At 74.1% G+C, this 18,497-nt stretch carries 16 protein-coding genes; 7 read left to right on the plus strand and 9 right to left on the minus strand.

Features of this window, described 5'->3' with window-relative positions:
* Positions 1 to 247: 247 nt before the first annotated feature.
* The 3 genes from cofD to rfbA are packed head-to-tail and all read left to right on the plus strand — an operon-like array spanning position 248 to position 3,208.
* Positions 248 to 1,207: a 2-phospho-L-lactate transferase gene (gene cofD / locus WA616_RS05035; RefSeq protein WP_336027862.1), complete on the plus strand. Its 960-nt coding sequence runs from the start codon at positions 248 to 250 to the stop codon at positions 1,205 to 1,207.
* Complete coding sequence (locus WA616_RS05040; protein WP_442901971.1) at positions 1,200 to 2,312, plus strand: coenzyme F420-0:L-glutamate ligase; 1,113 nt, start codon at positions 1,200 to 1,202, stop codon at positions 2,310 to 2,312. The genes cofD and WA616_RS05040 overlap by 8 nt, the downstream gene beginning before the upstream one ends.
* A 29-nt stretch (positions 2,313 to 2,341) precedes the next feature.
* Entirely contained in the window at positions 2,342 to 3,208 is an 867-nt protein-coding gene (rfbA, locus tag WA616_RS05045; protein ID WP_336027865.1) for a glucose-1-phosphate thymidylyltransferase RfbA, read from the plus strand.
* On the opposite strand, the gene WA616_RS05050 is transcribed toward rfbA, so the two are convergent.
* The 6 genes from WA616_RS05050 to WA616_RS05075 form a co-directional block, all read right to left on the minus strand.
* Positions 3,205 to 4,173: a DNA-3-methyladenine glycosylase family protein gene (locus tag WA616_RS05050; protein ID WP_336027867.1), complete on the minus strand. Its 969-nt coding sequence runs from the start codon at positions 4,171 to 4,173 to the stop codon at positions 3,205 to 3,207. The genes rfbA and WA616_RS05050 overlap by 4 nt on opposite strands.
* A 40-nt stretch (positions 4,174 to 4,213) precedes the next feature.
* Positions 4,214 to 4,984 carry an SDR family NAD(P)-dependent oxidoreductase gene (locus tag WA616_RS05055; protein WP_336027869.1) on the minus strand — a complete coding sequence of 257 codons (771 nt, stop codon included), beginning with the start codon at positions 4,982 to 4,984 and terminating at the stop codon, positions 4,214 to 4,216.
* A 157-nt stretch (positions 4,985 to 5,141) separates the two neighbouring features.
* Positions 5,142 to 6,239, minus strand: a complete 1,098-nt coding sequence (locus WA616_RS05060) for a mannose-1-phosphate guanylyltransferase (protein WP_336027870.1) — start codon at positions 6,237 to 6,239, stop codon at positions 5,142 to 5,144.
* On the minus strand, positions 6,236 to 7,228 hold the full coding sequence (locus tag WA616_RS05065) for a GDP-mannose 4,6-dehydratase (protein WP_336027871.1): 993 nt from the start codon (positions 7,226 to 7,228) through the stop codon (positions 6,236 to 6,238). The genes WA616_RS05060 and WA616_RS05065 overlap by 4 nt, the downstream gene beginning before the upstream one ends.
* Position 7,229: 1 nt before the next feature.
* Entirely contained in the window at positions 7,230 to 8,210 is a 981-nt protein-coding gene (gene gmd, locus WA616_RS05070; protein WP_073421975.1) for a GDP-mannose 4,6-dehydratase, read from the minus strand.
* A gap of 100 nt (positions 8,211 to 8,310) precedes the next feature.
* The gene (locus WA616_RS05075; protein WP_073421545.1) at positions 8,311 to 9,240 is read right to left on the minus strand and encodes a glycosyltransferase family 2 protein; all 930 of its coding nucleotides are present in this window, start codon (positions 9,238 to 9,240) and stop codon (positions 8,311 to 8,313) included.
* A gap of 102 nt (positions 9,241 to 9,342) precedes the next feature.
* On the opposite strand from WA616_RS05075, the gene WA616_RS05080 reads away from it, so the two are divergent.
* The 4 genes from WA616_RS05080 (at position 9,343) to WA616_RS05095 (ending at position 15,838) form a co-directional block, all read left to right on the plus strand.
* On the plus strand, positions 9,343 to 10,893 hold the full coding sequence (locus tag WA616_RS05080; RefSeq protein WP_336027876.1) for a hypothetical protein: 1,551 nt from the start codon (positions 9,343 to 9,345) through the stop codon (positions 10,891 to 10,893).
* Positions 10,894 to 11,003: 110 nt separating this feature from the next.
* Positions 11,004 to 12,545, plus strand: a complete 1,542-nt coding sequence (locus WA616_RS05085; protein ID WP_336027878.1) for a hypothetical protein — start codon at positions 11,004 to 11,006, stop codon at positions 12,543 to 12,545.
* 103 nt (positions 12,546 to 12,648) lie between these two features.
* Positions 12,649 to 13,836 carry a UDP-galactopyranose mutase gene (glf, locus tag WA616_RS05090; protein WP_139253018.1) on the plus strand — a complete coding sequence of 396 codons (1,188 nt, stop codon included), beginning with the start codon at positions 12,649 to 12,651 and terminating at the stop codon, positions 13,834 to 13,836.
* A 34-nt stretch (positions 13,837 to 13,870) separates the two neighbouring features.
* Complete coding sequence (locus WA616_RS05095) at positions 13,871 to 15,838, plus strand: glycosyltransferase (RefSeq protein ID WP_336027880.1); 1,968 nt, start codon at positions 13,871 to 13,873, stop codon at positions 15,836 to 15,838.
* A gap of 122 nt (positions 15,839 to 15,960) precedes the next feature.
* Here WA616_RS05095 and glfT1 read toward each other — a convergent pair whose 3' ends face one another.
* The 3 genes from glfT1 to wzm are packed head-to-tail and all read right to left on the minus strand — an operon-like array spanning position 15,961 to position 18,472.
* On the minus strand, positions 15,961 to 16,872 hold the full coding sequence (gene glfT1 / locus WA616_RS05100; RefSeq protein ID WP_336027883.1) for a galactofuranosyltransferase GlfT1: 912 nt from the start codon (positions 16,870 to 16,872) through the stop codon (positions 15,961 to 15,963).
* Complete coding sequence (gene wzt / locus WA616_RS05105; RefSeq protein ID WP_245794688.1) at positions 16,869 to 17,633, minus strand: galactan export ABC transporter ATP-binding subunit Wzt/RfbE; 765 nt, start codon at positions 17,631 to 17,633, stop codon at positions 16,869 to 16,871. Before wzt ends, glfT1 begins: the two co-directional genes overlap by 4 nt.
* Before the next feature lie 2 nt (positions 17,634 to 17,635).
* On the minus strand, positions 17,636 to 18,472 hold the full coding sequence (gene wzm, locus WA616_RS05110) for a galactan export ABC transporter permease subunit Wzm/RfbD (RefSeq protein ID WP_073421972.1): 837 nt from the start codon (positions 18,470 to 18,472) through the stop codon (positions 17,636 to 17,638).
* Positions 18,473 to 18,497 lie beyond the last annotated feature (25 nt).

Genomic DNA, 18,497 nt, shown 5'->3' on the forward strand with positions numbered 1-18,497 from the left:
CCACGAGACCTCTGCCATGACGATGCGTCCCCTCTCGCTGTCGTCCGGAGCGCGGGTCACCGGGTTCCTCCCGGCGCTCCCTGCGCCTCACACCGCCGGAATTACACGCGTGTCGTTGCCCGAGCGTCAACATCGCCCGGTGTAAGCGGTTGACCACACCCGTCCCACGCGTCACGGATCGTTCGTCAGTTCTCGTGCACCTACGCAACACGCCCGTCGAACAGTGGACAAGTGCCCATGGGGCACGATGACTTTCGTGGAGATCGTCGTCCTCGCCGGAGGTGTCGGAGGAGCCCGTTTCCTCACCGGACTGCGGGACGTGGCACCACCGGGGTCGGTCACCGCGGTGGTCAACACCGGCGACGACGTGACGATGCACGGCCTGCGGATCTGCCCCGACCTCGACAGCGTGGTCTACACGCTGGGCGGTGGCATCGACCCGGAGCGTGGCTGGGGCCGCACCGGCGAGACGTGGACGGTCAAGGAGGAGCTGGCCGCCTACGGCGCCGAGCCCACCTGGTTCGGCCTCGGCGACCGCGACCTCGCCACCCACCTCGTGCGCACCCGGATGCTCGACGCCGGCTACCCCCTCTCCGACGTCACCGCCGCGCTGGCCACCCGCTGGGAGCCGGGCGTCACGGTGCTGCCGATGAGCGACCAGCGCGTCGAGACGCACGTCGTCGTCGACGACCCCGCCACCGGCCGCCGCGGCGCCATCCACTTCCAGGAGTGGTGGGTGCGCCACCGCGCGCAGCTCGACGCGCACGCGTTCGTGCAGGTCGGCGCCGAGCGCGCGCGCCCGGCGCCGGGCGTGGCCGAGGCCCTGGCCCGCGCCGACGCCGTCCTCCTGGCGCCGTCGAACCCGGTGGTCTCGATCGGCACGATCCTCGGCGTGCCCGGCCTGCGCGAGGCCCTGCTGGCCACCCCGGGCCGGATCGTCGGCCTGTCCCCGATCGTCGGCGGCGCCGTGGTGCGCGGGATGGCCGACCGGTGCCTGCCGGTGGTCGGCGTCGAGGTCAGCGCCGAGGGCGTGGGCCGGCACTACGGCGCCCGCTCCGACGGCGGCCTGCTCGACGCCTGGCTGGTGCACACCGGCGACCGCGCCGAGGTGCCCGGCGTCGACGTGCGCGCCGTCCCGCTGCTCATGGACTCCCCGGAGACCACCGCCGCCATGGCCCGCGCCGCCCTGGACGCCGCGGGTGTCTGACGAGGGACCCCTCCGTCCACGGCCGCCGGCGAGCTCGCGACGGGTCCCTGCGGAGGGGCCGACGGTCGGCATCTCCGTCCATCCGGTCCCGGGGCTGCCCGAGTTCACCGCCGGTGACGACCTGGCCGGCGCCGTGGCCGCCGCCGCGCCGTGGCTGGCCGACGGCGACGTCGTCGTCGTGACGTCGAAGGTCGTGTCGAAGGTCGAGGGCCGGGTGGTGCCGGTGCCCCCGGGCGCCGACCGCGAGGCGGTGCGCCAGCGGGCCATCGACGAGGAGACCGTGCGGGTGGTGGCCCGGCGCGGGCCGCTGAAGATCGTGGAGACCCGGCACGGCTGGGTGGTGGCCGCGGCCGGCATCGACGCCTCGAACGTGCCCGGCGACTCCCTCGTCCTGCTCCCCGAGGACGCCGACGCCTCCGCCCGCGGCCTGCGCGCCCGACTGCGGGAGCTGCTCGGCGTCGACGTGGCGGTGGTCGTCAGTGACACCTTCGGCCGCACCTGGCGGGAGGGGCTCACCGACGTCGCGGTGGGGTCGGCCGGGATCGCCGCGCTGACCGACCACCGCGGCGACGTCGACGCGCACGGCAACCGGCTGGAGACCACGCAGGTCGCCGTCGTCGACGAGCTCGCCTCGGCCGCCGACCTGGTGAAGGGCAAGCTCGGCGGGGTGCCGGTCGCCGTCGTCCGGGGGCTGCCGTTCGCGCGGCCCGCCGACGACGCCGGCACCCGGCCGCTGGTCCGGCTCGGTCCCGGCGACCTGTTCCCCTACGGGAGCCGCGACCTGGTGGCCACCCGCCGGGCGGCCGCCGACCTGGTGCCGCGGCCCGGCGACCGCGAGGCGGTGGCCGAGGCGTTCCGGGTGGCCAGCGCCGCGCTGCCGGAGTTCCCGGTGGTGCTGCGGCACGGCGGGGAGGGCGACGGCGCCGTCGACGTGCACCTGACCGAGCGCGCCACCACGACGGCGGCGCTCAACCTCGGTGCGCTGGTGGGCGCGGTCGTCGTCCAGCTGCACGCCGAGGGCTGGTCGACCCGCTGGGAGCCGGTGGGCACGCCGGGCGGCTCCTCCCTCGTCGGGAGGTTGTGGCTGGGCTCCCCGCGCGCCTGACCAGCCCGCTCTCGGTAGCGTCCGCCGTCATGCGGGGGATCATCCTGGCCGGGGGCACCGGCAGCCGCCTGTTCCCGATCACGCAGGCGGTCAGCAAGCAGCTGATGCCCGTCTACGACAAGCCGATGGTCTACTACCCGCTCTCGACGCTGATGATGGCCGGCGTCCGCGAGGTGCTGGTGATCACCACCCCCGGCGACCAGGCGGCGTTCCGCGCCCTGCTCGGCGACGGCGGCCGGCTCGGGATGCGGATCGAGTACGCGGTGCAGGCGCGCCCCGAGGGCCTCGCGCAGGCGTTCCTCATCGGCGCGGACTTCGTCGGGGACGAGGCGGTCGCGCTGGTCCTCGGCGACAACATCTTCTACGGCGCGGGCCTCGGGACGGCGCTGGGGCGCCTCCCCGAGCCCGACGGCGGGCACGTGTTCGCCTACCACGTGGCCAACCCGGCCGACTACGGCGTCGTGGAGTTCGACCCGTCGGGCCGCGTGCTCTCCGTCGAGGAGAAGCCCGCCCGGCCGAAGAGCTCCTACGCGGTGCCCGGCCTGTACTTCTACGAGTCGTCGGTGGTCGAGGTGGCCCGCTCGATCCGGCCCAGCGCCCGCGGCGAGCTGGAGATCACCGCCGTCAACGAGCACTACCTGCGCGAGGGCCGGCTCACGGTGACCGTGCTGGACCGCGGGACGGCCTGGCTGGACACCGGGACCTTCGCCTCGTTGCGTCAGGCGACGGAGTTCGTCTCGGTGGTCGAGGAGCGGCAGGGCCTCAAGATCGGCTGCATCGAGGAGGTCGCCTGGCGGCAGGGCTGGCTGGACGACGACGGCCTGCGCCGCGCCGCCGAGCCGCTGGCCAAGAGCGGCTACGGCGACTACCTGCTGGGCCTGCTCGAGGACCGCTAGATCCGCTTGTAGTTCGTCGGCGCCGTCCGGGGCCCGCGGCGGGGCGGCATGCTGCCGCCCAGGTGCAGCAGCCGGACGACCCGCTGGCGGTGCCCGCGCCACGGCTCGAGCAGCACCATCATCCCGTCGTCGTCGGTCTTGCGGCCGGCCAGCGACCAGCCCACCAGGTTCTTGAGGTGGTAGTCGCCGTAGCTGACGGTGTCGGGGCAGCCGAGCGTGCGCTGCACGACCTCGGCCGCCGTCCACACGCCGATGCCGGGGACGGTGCGCAGCCGGCGCTGCAGCGTCGGGGAGTCGCAGCCGCCGTCGGGCTCGAGGGCGTGGGCTACCGAGGCGACGTGCCGCAGCGCCCGCCGCCGGGCGCCGTCGAGGCCGGCGCGGTGCCACTCCCAGTCGGGGATCTCCAGCATCCGGCGCGGCGAGAACAGCACCCGCATGCCCTCCGGCGCGGGGCCCGGGGCGGGCTGGCCGGCCAGCCGCAGCAGCGCCCGCCAGACCCGGTGCGCCTCGATGACGGTGACCTTCTGCTCCAGCACCGCGGGGACGAGGGCGTCCCAGGTGCGCCCGGTGCGGCTCAGCGGCAGGTCGGGCGTGCGCCGCGCGATCTCGCGCAGCAGCGGGTGGCCGCTCGGGTCGAAGCCGGCCGGGTCGTCCTGCGCGCCGAGCCACCCGGGCACCGCCGTCCCGGCCCACTCCGCGCCCGGGCCCCACGCCAGCACCTGCACCTCGCCGCCGCGGTGCGTGATCCGGACGGTCGCCGGCCCGCAGGGCGTGGTGGTCGTGCGCCAGACGGCGTCGCCGTCCCACCGCATGGTGGGGTCGCTCGCGCTGCGCTGGTGCGGGCGGAGGACGGCCCTGAGGTCGAAGGTCCAGTCCGGCCGCCAGCAGTCGGCGAAGTCGGCGCCGGCCGGGGCCGGTGCGGGGTGGTGCGCCGGCGGGGTCGGGGCCGGCAGTGCTGTGGTCACGCGGTTCTCCGGGGAAGAGGGAGAGGAGCAGCGGCCCCCGTCAGCGGGGCGCCATGCGCAGGGCGCCGTCCATCCGGATGGTCTCGCCGTTGAGGTAGCCGTGCTCGATGATGCCGAGCGCCAGCCGGGCGAAGTCGTCGGGGCGGCCCAGGCGCTTCGGGAAGGGGATGCCGGCCGCCAGCGCGGTCCGCGCCTCCTCGGGCAGGCTGCCGAGCAGCGGGGTGTCGACCAGCCCGGGGGCGATGGTGCACACGCGCACGCCGACGCTGGCCAGGTCGCGGGCCGCCGGGAGGGTCATGCCGACGATGCCGCCCTTGGACGCGGCGTAGGCGATCTGGCCGATCTGCCCGTCGAAGGCCGCGATGGAGGCGGTGTTGACGACGACGCCGCGCTCGCCGTCCTCCTCCGGCTCGGTGGCGGCCATCGCCGCGGCGGCCAGGCGCAGCACGTTGAAGGTGCCGACCAGGTTCACCTGGACCGTGCGGAGGAACGGCTCGAGGTCGTGGGCGGTGTTGCCCTTGCCCACGGTGCGCTGCGCCCAGCCGATGCCGGCGCAGTTGACGGCGATCCGCAGCGGCCGGTCCTTGCCGGTGGCGTCGGCGACGGCCGCGGCGACCTGGGCCTCGTCGGTGACGTCGGTGCGCACGAACGTCGTGTGACCGCCCAGCTCGCCGGCCAGCGCGGGCCCGCGCTCCTCGTTGAGGTCGGCGATGGTGACCGCGGCGCCACGCGCGGCGAGCGCGCGGGTGGTGGCCTCCCCGAGGCCCGAGGCCCCGCCGGACACGACAGCTGCGACGTCGAAGCTCTGCATGCCGGCATCCCATCACGCGGAGGCGCGGACCCGGCACCGGGTGCCCGGGCTCTGCGTGCCGAGTGCACACGCGCGCCGGTGCCGGCGCGGTGATGTGCGGTGACGGCGCATCCCCTCAGCGGAATGCGCCGCATCCGCACATCCCCAGCGTCACCGCTCAGCTGAAGCGGCCACCGAAGCGCTCCTCGACGGCGGCGAGCAGCTGCTTGACCCGCTCGGCGTCGGACACCGGGCAGACCATCGTGACGTCGCGGGTGGCCACGACGACGCTGTCGCGGACGCCGACCAGCGCGACCAGGTGGTCGGGCTCGTCGCTCAGCACGATGTTGCCCGCGCTGTCGAGGGCGACCGCGAGCCCGGAGACGGCGTTGTCGCCGGTGACCGCCAGCGTCTGCGCCAGGGCCGGCCACGAGCCGACGTCGAGCCACTCGACGTCCAGGTCGGCCACCAGCACCCGGCCGGGCTCGGTGGCCGCGGGCTCCAGCACCGCGTAGTCGACGCTGGTCTTCGGCAGCGTCGGGAACACCTCGGCGAGGACGGCGTCGCGCTCGGGGCCGGCCGGCGCGGCCACCACGCGGGCCAGCCCCTCGGCTGAGGCGGGCAGGTGGTCGGCGAGCGCGTCGAGCACGGTGCGCGCCCGCCAGACGAACATGCCGGAGTTCCACAGGTACTCACCCGACGCCAGGTAGCCCTCCGCGGTGGCGCGGTCGGGCTTCTCCTTGAACGCGGCGGCCTCGGCGACGCCGGGCACCTCGGTCGCCGGGCCGCGGCGGACGTAGCCGAAGCCGGTGGCCGGGGCGGTCGGCGTGATGCCGAGGGTGACCAGCGCCCGCGGCCGCGCGGCCAGCGCGTCGAAGGCGGTGGTCAGCGTGGCGGCGAAGCGCTCGACCGGGCGGATCACGTGGTCGGCGCTGACCACGGCGAGCTCGGCGTCGGGGTCGGCCTCGGCCACCAGCGCGGCGGCCAGCCCGACGGCGTTGGCGGTGTCGCGGGCGACCGGCTCGAGGACCAGCCGGTCGGGGCGCAGCCGCGGCAGCGCGGCGCGCACCTGCTCGCCGTAGCGCGCCGCCGTGCACACCCAGATCCGCTCGGCCGGCAGCACCGCCTCCAGCCGCTCGAACGCCTCGGCGAGCAGGCTGTGCGCCCCTCCCCCGGGCTCGGCGACGACGTCGAGCAGCTGCTTGGGCCGGGCCGCCCGCGACAGCGGCCACAGCCGCGTGCCCGAGCCGCCGGCCATGATGACCGCGTGCCTCACCGGCGCGTCTCCCCCTCGTCGGCGGACAGCTCCGCCAGGTCGGTCCGGACCATCGTCGCCACCATCTCCTCGAAGCCGACCGTGGGCGCCCAGCCGAGCCGCTCGCGCAGCCGGGACGGGTCGCCGACCAGCACCTCGGCGTCGGCCGGGCGGACCAGGCCGGGGTCGGAGGCCAGCAGCGGCTCCCAGTCGGCGACGCCCACCTCGGCGAAGGCGGCGGCCACCAGGTCGCGCAGGCTGTGCGCCACCCCGGTCGCGACGACGTAGTCGCCGGCCTCGGGCGCCTCGGCGGCGAGCAGCATCGCGGCCGTGTAGTCCGGCGCCCAGCCCCAGTCGCGGCGGACGTCGAGGTTGCCGAGCACGAGCCGGTCGGCCCGGCCCGCGGCGATCGCGGCGACGCCGCGGGTGATCTTGCGCGTGACGAACCGCTCGGGCCGGCGCGGGGACTCGTGGTTGAACAGCACCAGCGAGCTCGCGTGCAGGCCGCGCTCCCGGTACATGCCCACCGACCGGTGCGCGACGGCCTTGGCGACGCCGTAGGGGTTCACCGGCGAGACCGGGGACGCCTCGGTGACCGGCCCGCCCGTGGCGCCGGCGAACACCTCGCCGCTGGAGGCCTGCACCAGCCGGACCTCCGCGCCCTCCTCCGCCCGGCGGAGCAGGTGCTCCAGCAGCGCGAGCACCGCCCGGCCGTTGACGTCGAGGGTGCCGACGGGATCGGCCCAGCTCGCCGCCACGCTGGACGCGCCGGCGAGGTTGAACACCCAGTCGGGCGCGACCTCGTCGACCAGCCCCGGCAGCGCGCCGGGGTCGCGCAGGTCGGCGGTGTGGACCGTCAGGGCGTCCCCGAGCGCGGCCAGGTGGGCGGGCAGCGGACCGCCCGCTCCCCCGCTGACCGTGCCGTGGACCCGGTGCCCGGCCGCGACGAGCTGCTCGGCGAGGTAGCCCCCGTCCTGGCCGCCGATCCCGGTGACCAGTGCGAGCGCCACGTCAGCCGGCCAGCGCGCGCTGCTCCGCGAGGTCGTTCTCGACCATCATCTGGACCAGCTGCTCGAACCCGACCCTCGGCTCCCAGCCGAGCTGCTCCTTCGCCTTGGAGGCGTCCCCGATGAGCAGGTCGACCTCCGCCGGGCGGAGGAAGGCGGGGTTGAGCTTCACGTACTGGTCCCAGTCCTCGATCCCGACGGCCGCGAAGGCGACGTCGAGCAGCTCGCGGATGGAGTGGGTCTCCCCCGTGGCGACGACGTAGTCGTCGGCCTGCTCCTGCTGCAGCATCCGCCACATGGCGTCGACGTAGTCGCCGGCGAAGCCCCAGTCGCGGCGGGCGTCGAGGTTGCCGAGCTCCAGGTCCTTCTGCAGGCCGAGGGAGATGCGGGCGACGGCGCGGGTGACCTTGCGGGTGACGAACTCCGGCCCGCGGCGCGGCGACTCGTGGTTGAACAGGATCCCGGAGGACGCGTGCATCCCGTAGGACTCGCGGTAGTTGATCGTCATGTAGTGGCCGAAGACCTTGGCGACGCCGTAGGGCGAGCGCGGCCACAGCAGGGTGCTCTCCCGCTGCGGGACCTCCTGCACCTTGCCGAACATCTCCGAGCTCGACGCCTGGTAGAAGCGGATCCGGCCCGGGTCGTCACCGCAGGACAGCCGCACGGCCTCGAGCATGTTGAGCACGCCCTTGCCGGTGACGTCGGAGGTCAGGTGGGCGTTCTCCCACGAGTACGCGACGAAGGAGATCGCGCCGAGGTTGTAGACCTCGTCGGGCTGCGCGGTCTGCACCGCGCGCAGCAGGCTGGAGAGGTCGGTGAGGTCGCCGAACAGCAGCTTCAGGCCGGGGATCTGCCGCGCGATCTCCACCTTGGGGTTGTTCTGGCCCCGGACGAGCCCGTAGACCTCGTACCCCTTGTCGAGCAGGAGCTCGGACAGGTACAGCCCGTCCTGTCCGGTCACCCCGGTGATCAGCGCGCGCTTCATCGACTCCACTTCCTCGCGACGGTGTTCGGCGCCGATGCTCGCACGCCCACGGCCGGATCAGGCCCGGTTCCGGGCCGGGATCACCCGTCCGGCGGCGCGTCTACGGCGTCCGGGTCCGCCGCGCGGCGCGGCCGACGTCGTCGGCCCGGCGCTGGAACCGGGCCCCGGCGGCCACCCGGCCGCTGACGTAGCTGACCAGCATCCGGCCGCCGAGCCCGGCCCGCAGGGCCGCCCGCAGCGGGGCGTTCCGGCGGCCCGGGTACTGCCCGGCCAGGTAGCGCAGGGCGCTGGTGTGGTGCACCCGCTGCATGCGGTGCGGCTCGCGGCGGGTGGCGTGCCCGCCCTCGTGGACGACGACCGCCGACGGCGCGTAGACGTGCAGGTAGCCGGCGCGGCCGAGGCGCTCGGCGAGGTCGACGTCCTCGAAGTACATGAAGTAGCCGGGGTCGAAGCCGCCGACGGCGCGGAACGCCTCGAGGTCGACGAGGAAGCACGAGCCCGACAGCCAGCCGGCCGTGCGCTCCCGCGGCGCCTCCCGCTCGCGGCGGTAGCGCGCCGTCCACGGGTTGCCCGGCCACGCCCAGCCGAGCAGCGCGTGCCCGGCGCCGGTCGACAGCCGCGGCAGGTCGCGCGCGGACGGGTACAGCTCCCCCTCGGGGGTGCGGATGGCCGGGCCCACGGTGGCCGCGCGCGGCCAGCGGGCGGCGACGGCGAGCAGCTCGTCGACGGCGCCGGCCTCGAAGCGGACGTCGGGATTGGCGACCAGGGCGTACCGGCCCGCCGCCCCGGCCAGGCCCGCGTTGACCGCCGCCCCGTAGCCGACGTTGCCGCCGGTGCGCAGCAGCCGCACCTGCGGGTGGCGCGCGGCGACGTCCTCGGGGACGCCGTCGGTGGAGCCGTTGTCGGCGAGCACGACCTCGACCGGCCGGGTGGTGGCCTCGGCCAGGGAGGTGACGAACCCCTCGAGCGCCTCGCCCGGGGAGTAGGTGACCGCGACGACGCGCAGCGGCCCCGCGTGCTCGGCGCTCATGTCCCCGACACTAGAGGCCGCGCTCCGGGGTCGGCCCGACACCCGGGGTGCACGGGGACCAGGGCACGCGCGACACGACGACGACCGACCGAGGGGACCAGCGTGGCCAGCAGCGCGCCGCCGACCGAGCACGAGCGCACCGGGGACGCGTCCGCCGCACCCCCTGCGGGCCGGCGGGACCGGCGGCCGGTGCTCGGCTGGGCCGCGGTCGGGGCGGTGGCCGGCGGCCTGTTCCTCCTGGTGGTCTCCCGCGCCCTGATCGACGACACCTACATCACCCTCTCCTACGTCCGGAACGTGGCGGCCGACCTGCACTGGGGCCTGATCCCCACCGAGACGGCCAACAGCGCCACCTCGCCGTTCAACGTGCTGTCGCTGGCGGCGGTCACCTGGCTGGTGTCGCTGGTCACCGGCGACGTGCGGCCGGTGCTGGGCCTGGGGATCGCCACCGTCGCCTGGTGCGCGCTGCTCACCGGCGCCACCGCCGCCACGGCACGCCGCCTGGGCCGCTCGGGGGCGTGGTCGGTGGCGCTGCTGGCCGTGGTGCTCGCCAACCCGTTCGTCAACTCCGCGATCGGCCTCGAGGTGCTGCCGATCGCCGCCCTGCTCGCCGGGCTGACCTGGGCGGCGGTGGCCGGGCGTCCCGTCGCGTTCGGGCTGGTCGCCGGCGTGCTGGTGCTCACCCGGCTCGACCTCGGCGTGATCGTCGCCGGGGTGTTCCTGCTCACCCCGGCCGTCCGCGGCTGGCGCGCGCCGGTCCTGGCGACCGCCGTGGTGCTGCCCTGGTTCGCGTTCAGCTGGACGGTCCTGGGCTCGGCGATCCCCGACACCTTCGTCATCAAGACCCTGCAGCGCTCGTTCGGCGACTTCACCTTCGCCAACGGCCCCTTCACCCTCTGGCTCGACCGGGGCGTGCTGCAGCTGTCGCTCGCGTTCGTCCCGGCGCTCGCGGGCATCGCCGTCGCGGTCGCCCTGGCCGTGCCGCGGGTGCGCCGCCGGCACCCGGGGCTCGCCGGCCCGCTGGCCGGGCTCGTGGTGGGCGGACTCGCCTGGTACGCGGCGTACTCGCTGCTCCAGGTGCCGCCGTACCAGTGGTACTACGTGCCGACGACGGTCGCGCTGGCCACCGCCGGGGTCCTCGGCGCGGCGCTGTTCCTGCCCGCGCCGCGGGTGCGCGCCGTCCGCCACGCCGTCCCCCTGGGCCTGGCCGCGCTGGCTGTCGCCCTGCTGGCCGTCACCTCCGGCGACCGCCCGGTGCCGTGGGACCGCCCCGTCTACTTCGGCGCGTGGGCCCTGCCCGAGGAGTACCGGGAGATCGGCGCGGAGGTCGCCGCGATCGTGGGCGACGAGACCGTGGAGGCGCCCGGGGAGATCGGCACGCTGGCCTACGCGTGCGGCTGCGAGATGGTCGACTACTTCTCCGACCGGGGCATCGCCGTCGGGCTCGTCGAGGAGCGCACCGAGCAGGCCGGCCCGCTGATGCGCGCGCTGCTCGACGCCAACTTCGCCCGCCTCGACCGCGGCGACCGGCCGCTGACGCCCGAGTGGCGGCTGCGCTGGACGCAGGGCGCCGTGCCGGAGGGCGCGTACACCTGGCCCACCGACTCCCCCGCCACCGGACCGGCCACCATCTACCTGAAGCGGGTGCCCTGACCGGCGCGGCCCGGCCGCCCGGTCGCCTACTGTCGAGGGGTCCGACCCCCGAGGCAGCGGCGGCGGCCACCGGGACGGACCGGTCGGCTCCCGCCCGAGGAGCAGGTCCCGTGCAGACGTCCCAGGTGAGCCCGTCGTCGCCGGTGTCCCCACCCTCCCCCCGCCCCCGTCGAACGGAGCGGGCGGACCTGCTGCTGGCCGGCGGGGCCGCCGTCGTCGCGGCACTGTGCTTCCTGCTGGTGCGCGCCAGCCTCATCGACGACGCCTACATCACGCTGTCCTACGCGCGGAACCTCGCCGAGGAGTTCCACTGGGGGCTGACCCCGTTCCGGACGGCGAACAGCGCCACTTCCCCGCTCAACGTGCTGGTCCTCGGGCTGGCCGCGTTCGTGGTCCGCGACCCGGTGTGGGGCCTCGGCGTGGTGTTCGTCGTGCTGACCGCGCTGCAGGCGCTGGGCCTGGCCCGGCTGGCGCGGCGGCTGGACCTCTCCCGCGGCGCGGCGGTCGCGGCGACGGCGCTGCTGCTGCTGTCCCCGCTGTTCCTCGCGATCGTGGGCATGGAGATGACGCTGGCGCTCACGCTGGCGGTCTGGGCGACGGTGGCCGCGGCCGAGCGGCGGCCGGTCCTGTTCGGCGCGCTGGCCGCCCTGCTGGTGCTCACCCGCGTCGACCTCGCCGTCGTCCCGCTCGTGCTGCTGCTGGCCACCCCGGGGCTGCTGCGCCGCACGCACGTCGTCCTCGGCACGGCGCTGCTGGTGGCCGCGCCCTGGTACGTCTTCAGCTGGGTGGCCCTGGGCGCGCTGGTGCCCGACACGCTGGTCATCAAGACGGTGTCCACCGGCGCGTGGGGGCCGTGGGACTTCGCCAACGGCTGGCAGCTCTACCTGGAGCGCTACCCGGCGGCGACGGTCCTCGCCGCGATCCCGGCGCTGGCCGGCCTGCTGGCGCTCGTCGTCTGGCCCTTCGTGCGGCGCCGGGCCCGCTGGGCGGGCCTCGGCCCGGTCGTGGCGCTCGGCGCCGCCGGGGTGCTGCACGCCGTGGCCTACTCGCTGCTCGCCCCGCCGCCGTTCCACTGGTACTACGCGCCCTCGGTCGGCGCGCTGACCGTCACCGCGGCCTTCCTCGGCGCCGCGGCCGCCGGGCGCCGGCCCGCCCCCGCGGCCGACGGGTCCCCCGCCCCCGTGCGGCGCCGGCCCGTGGCGCTGCTGGCCGCGGCCGTGGCGGCCGCGCTGCTCCTGGTCGACGCCGCCTTCGCCCTGCAGCGCGGCGTGCCGTGGGAGATGACGCCGATCACCACCAACTGGGCCACCGCCGAGCAGTACCTGGCGATCGGCGAGGACCTGCGCGCCGAGGTGGGCGACGACGTCGTCCGCAGCCCCGGTGAGATCGGCACGCTCGCCTACGCCTGCCGGTGCGACATCGTCGACCCGTTCTCCGACCGCGGGACGCTGCTGCCGCAGATCGACCAGCGGCAGGAGGAGGCCGGCACGGTGATGCGGCTGCTGCTGCGGCTGAACTTCGCCAACCTCGACCGGCCGCCGGCGGCCGAGCCGGACCGGGCGCTGGTGTACGAGGGCGGCCGCCCCGACGGCGACTGGCCGGTGACCTCCGCGTGGCGCGGCTCGGGTTCGTTCTCCCTCGTGGCGCCCTGACCGTCACGCAGACCGGACGGGTTCGTCACATCCGTAACCGACGCCCCCGACACCACATCCGTCGACGTGGCTGCGGGCGACCTCCCGGGTACCGTCGGTCCCCGTGACCTCAGCGAGACCTGACCTCGTCGTCGTCGGCTCCGGCTTCTTCGGACTGACCGTTGCCGAACGGGTGGCCAGCCAGCTGGACAAGCGCGTGCTCGTCCTCGACCGACGTGACCACATCGGTGGCAACGCCTACTCCGAGCCCGAGCCCGAGACCGGCATCGAGATCCACCGGTACGGCGCCCACCTCTTCCACACGTCCAACGAGCGGGTCTGGCAGTACGTCAACCAGTTCACCGAGTTCACCGGCTACCAGCACAAGGTGTACTCGATCTACCAGGGGCAGACGTACTCGCTGCCGATGAACCTGGCCACCATCTGCCAGTACTTCGGCAAGAGCTTCTCCCCCGGCGAGGCCCGGGCCCTCGTGGCCGAGCAGGCCGGCGAGATCGACACCGCCGAGGCGAAGAACCTCGAGGAGAAGGCGATCTCGCTGATCGGGCGCCCCCTCTACGAGGCGTTCATCCGCGGGTACACGAAGAAGCAGTGGCAGACCGACCCGACCGAGCTGCCCGCCGCCGTCATCGCCCGCCTGCCGGTGCGGTACACGTTCGACAACCGGTACTTCAACGACACGTACGAGGGCCTCCCCAAGGACGGCTACACGGCGTGGCTGCAGAAGATGGCCGACCACCCGAACATCGAGGTCCGCCTCTCCACGGACTACTTCGACGTCCGCGACGAGCTGCCGGCCGACGTGCCGACGGTCTTCACCGGCCCGATCGACAAGTACTTCGACTACGAGGCCGGCGAGCTCGGCTGGCGCACGCTGGACTTCGAGACCGAGGTCCTGCCGATCGGTGACTTCCAGGGCACCTCGGTCATGAACTACGCCGACGAGGACGTGCCCTTCACCCGGATCCACGAGTTCCGGCACTTCCACCCCGAGCGGTCCTACCCCGAGGACAAGACGGTCGTCGTCCGCGAGTACTCGCGCTTCGCCGAGTCCGGCGACGAGCCGTACTACCCGATCAACACCCCCGAGGACCGCGCCAAGCTGGAGCGCTACCGGGAGCTGGCCAAGCAGGAGGCCGCGGAGAAGCGTGTGCTCTTCGGCGGCCGGCTGGGCACCTACAAGTACCTGGACATGCACATGGCGATCGGTTCGGCGCTGAGCATGTTCGACAACCGCATCCGGCCGTTCTTCGACGAGGGCGGCTCGCTCGACGGCCGCCTCGACGACTGACCGCTCCGACGTCGACACAGAGGACTACTCCCCCATGACGACCACCGCACCCCAGGTCGCCGACGCGCCGGTCAAGCCCGACGCCGTGAGCGAGCCGGCCGAGACCGACCTCACGCCGGACAAGGCCGTCACGCTCGTCCAGCGCGTCCTCATGCCGCGGCCGGCCGACCCGCTGAAGGTCCGCAGCCTCTACCTCGACGAGGAGAACGCGCCGGTCCGCGTGCGGCAGGACGGCCGCCACTCCGGCACGATCACCGCCGGCTCCGAGGTCTCCTTCGCCACCTACTTCAACGCCTTCCCGGCCAGCTACTGGCGGCGCTGGAGCGTGCTCGGCTCGATCGTGCTGCGGGTGACCGTCGCCGGCAGCTGCCGCATCGACGTCCACCGCTCCAAGGCCGACGGCGAGTCGATGCACGTCACCGGCGTCTCCCACGAGGGCGACGACGAGCGGACGCTCGAGTTCGAGCTCGACCTGGCACCGTTCATCGACGGCGGCTGGTACTGGTTCGACGTCACCGCCGACTCCGACACCGTCGTCCGCGAGGCCGGCTGGTACGCCCCGCAGGCGCCGGCCGAGGAGCCGCGGCTGGCCGTCGGCATCTGCACCTACAACCGCCCGGTCGACGCCCTGGCCGCCGCCCGCGCGCTGGTCGAGGACGCCGCGGTGCTCGACCGGCTCGCGCTGGTCACCATCGCCGACCAGGGCAACAACCACGTCAAGGACGCCGCCGGCTACGCCGAGGTCAAGGCGGCCCTGGGCGACCGGCTGCGCGTGGTCGAGCAGCCCAACCTCGGCGGCAGCGGCGGCTTCGCGCGCACCATGCACGAGGCCTTCACCCGCAGCGACGCCACGCACGTCGTGCTGCTCGACGACGACATCATGATCGAGCCCGACAGCCTGCTGCGGGCCCGCGCCTTCGCCGCCTACGCGAAGAGCCCGATGCTCGTCGGCGGTCAGATGCTGGCCCTGCAGAACCGCTCGATCCTGCACAGCATGGGCGAGATCGTCGACCGCGAGACGTTCTTCTGGACCAACGCGCCGAACACCGAGTACCACCACGACTTCGGCAAGGAGTCGCTGCGCGAGTCGCCGGACCTGCACCGGCGCATCGACGTCGACTACAACGGCTGGTGGATGTGCCTGATCCCCCGCGCCGTCACCGAGCAGATCGGCATGCCGCTGCCGGTGTTCATCAAGTGGGACGACGCCGAGTACGGCCTGCGCGCGTTCGCCGCCGGCTTCCCGACGGCGTCGCTGCCCGGCACCGCCATCTGGCACCTCTCCTGGGGTGACAAGGACGACGCCAGCGACTGGCAGGCGTACTTCCACATCCGCAACCGGCTGGTCGCCGCGGCGCTGCACTCGCCGCACAAGCACGGCGGCAAGCTGTTCCGCGAGATGCTCAAGGCCGACCTGCGGTTCCTGATCAACCTGCAGTACTCGACGGTCGAGCTGCACCACCTGGCCTACCGCGACTTCCTCGCCGGGCCGGAGGGGCTGTTCGCCGGCATGCCGCAGTCGGTGGTCCGGGCCCGCGAGGTGCGCGCGACGCACTCCGACGGCCAGGTGCTGCCCTCCTCGGCCGACCTGCCGCTGCCGTCCATGCCGACGGCGAAGGCGGTGCGCTTCCGCAAGATCCCGGTGTCGCCGGTGTCGATCGCGAAGACCCTGGTCAAGGGCCTGGTGCACAACGCCCGGCCGGTGGACGAGGCCAACCTGGAGACCCCGCAGCTGAACCTGGCGTTCCAGGACGCCCGCTGGTTCCTGCTCTCCCGGCTCGACAGCGCCACCGTGGGCACCGCCGACGGCCGCGGCGTCACCTTCCGCCGTCGCGACCCGGCCACGTTCCGCCGGCTGGCGGCGACGTCGGCGCGGTACCTGCGCCGGATGTCGGCGGAGTTCCCGGAGCTGCAGCGCCGCTACCAGGAGGCCGCGGGCGACCTGACCTCCATGGACAGCTGGAGCAGCGCCTTCGAGCAGTGGGGCTACGAGCGGGTGTAGTCCCCGGCACGACGACGAAGGGCCCCGACCGGAGATCCGGTCGGGGCCCTTCGTCCGTGCGGTGGCCCCGGCGTGCGGTGGCCCCGGCGTGCGGTGGCCCAGGCGTGCGGTGGCGCCGGGGGCTACGCGGGGCGGGTCAGCCGCTCCTGGCGGCCGGCCCGGGTGAGCCGGCGCCACTCCTGCCAGCCGGCCGGGTCGCGGCGGGAGACGAGGAAGAACCAGCCGAAGCGGACCGTCTCCAGCGGCCGCAGCCAGCGCATCCCGGGCTGGGCCATGAGGTAGCCGCGGTTGCGGTAGGTGAAGAACCGCTTGACCTCGTTGGCCGGGTACTGGGCCGACAGCCGCCCGCCGAGGATCGGCGCGAACTCCGTCGTCCCCTCGGGGTGCAGGTAGGCCGCCTGCGTGCAGGTGCCGAACGGCAGCCCGGCGCGCAGCAGCCGGCGGTGGATCTCGGTCTCGTCGCCGCGGAAGAACAGCCGGTAGTCGGGCACGCCGACGACGTCGAGCGCCTCGGCCCGGAACAGCGCCCCGTTGAACAGCGAGGCGTAGCTCGGCAGCAGGTCCAGGCCCGCGAAGTCGCTGCGGTGCCGCCGCCAGCGCAGCCCGCGGCGCAGCGGGAAGGCCAGCCGGTCGGGGTCGGCCATGTCGGTGACCAGCGGGCTGACCTCGGCCAGCCCGTGCCGCCGCGCGGCGTCGAGCAGGGTGGCGAGCACGGTGCCGTCGGCGGGGCGGCCGTCGTCGTCGGCGCACCAGACCCAGTCCGCGCCCAGGGCGAGGGCGTGCAGCATCCCGTAGGCGAAGCCGCCGGCCCCGCCGAGGTTGCGCTCGCTGGGCAGGTGGGTGGCGGGCAGGCCGCTGGCGGCCACGACGTCGGCGGCCGACTCGTCCGGCCCGTTGTCGACGACGACGACGTGGTCGACCGGCCGGCTCTGCGCCGCCAGCGCCGCCAGGCTCTCGGCGAGCAGCTCGCGGCGGTGCCGGGTGACGACGACGGCGACGACGCGCTCGCCGGCGGCCGGGACGGCCGCGGTCACGCCGGGAGACCCTTGTAGGCCCGCAGCACGTCCTCGAGGGTGCCCTGCTGCTTGATCCGGCCGTGCTCCATCCAGATGGCGGTGTCGCACAGCTCGCGGAGGAACTCGTCGGAGTGCGAGGCGAAGACGAGCAGGCCCGAGCGCTCGACCAGGGACACCAGCCGCTGCTTGGACTTCTCGAGGAACGCGGCGTCGACGGCGCCGATGCCCTCGTCGAGCAGCAGGATCTCCGGGTCGATGCTGGTGACGACGCCCAGGGCGAGGCGCACCCGCATGCCGGTGGAGTAGGTGCGCAGCGGCATGTGCAGGAAGTCGCCGAGCTCGGTGAACTCGGCGATGTCGTCGACCCGCTCCTGCATCTGCTTGCGGGTCATCCCGAGGAACAGGCCGCGGATCATGATGTTCTCGAGGCCGGAGATCTCGGGGTCCATGCCGACGCCCAGGTCGAAGACCGGGGCCACGCGGCCGCGCACCTCGGCGATGCCGCGGGTGGGCTCGTAGATGCCCGACAGCAGCCGCAGCAGCGTGGACTTGCCGGCGCCGTTGTGGCCGACGAGGCCGACCCGGGCGCCGTGCTCGAGGGAGACGGTGATGTCGCGCAGCGCCTCGATGACCGGCACCTTGCGGCTGCTGTCGACGTTGCCGCCGACCAGGCCGACGACGGTCTTCTTCAGCGACCGGCTCTTGGCGTCGAAGATCGGGAAGTCGACGCACGCGTCCTTGGTGACGATGCCGATCGGACTGTTCGGGCTCTCTGACACGCTCACACCCAGTAGGAGACGCGGGACCGGTAGCGGCGCAGGACGAGCATCGTCAGCGCCCAGCCGACCACGGTGATGACGAGGACGACGATCCAGTGCCGCCAGACCTGGTCCTGGCCCAGGAGCGGTCGGCGGATGATCTCCACGAAGTGCAGGAACGGGTTGAACTCCGCCAGCCGCGCCCGCTCGGCGATCGCCGGGTTGGGGCTGTTCACGAGCTCGTCGTAGATCCAGACGATCGGCGTCAGGAAGAACGCGAGCTGCACGATGCTCTGCGTGATCGGCAGGATGTCGCGGAAGCGGGCCGTGATCGTGCCGACCGCCAGGGCCACCCAGGCGCCGTTGAGCGCCAGCAGGACGAAGGCCGGGATCGCGTAGACGACCGTCCACTTCAGCGGCTGGGGGAAGACCACCAGCATCACGACGTAGACGAGCAGGTTGTGCGCGAAGAACAGGATCTGCCGCCACACCAGCCGGTACACGTGCACCGACAGCGGCGAGGGCAGGTGCTTGATGAGGCCCTCGTTGGCGATGAAGACCTCGGAGCCCTCGTTGATGCAGCCGCTGATGAAGTTCCAGACGACGAAGCCCACGAGGACGTGCGGGAGGAGCCGGGCCAGCTCGATGTCGAACAGGCCCGAGTACAGGATGCCCAGCGCGATGGCGGTGACCGCCATGCTGATCGTGATCCACACCGGTCCGAGGACGGATCGGCGGTAGCGCTGGCGGATGTCCTGCCAGCCGAGGTGGCCCCACAGTTGGCGCTGCCGCCACCCGTCCGACAGGTCGTCGACGGCCCTGCGCCAGCTGCGCACGCCGGGGGCGGCCGTCGCAGTCATGGCGACCACGCTACCTGTGGACGCA

It is taken from the genome of Geodermatophilus sp. FMUSA9-8, from assembly GCF_037034165.1.
GTDB classification, from domain to species: Bacteria; Actinomycetota; Actinomycetes; order Mycobacteriales; family Geodermatophilaceae; genus Geodermatophilus; species Geodermatophilus nigrescens.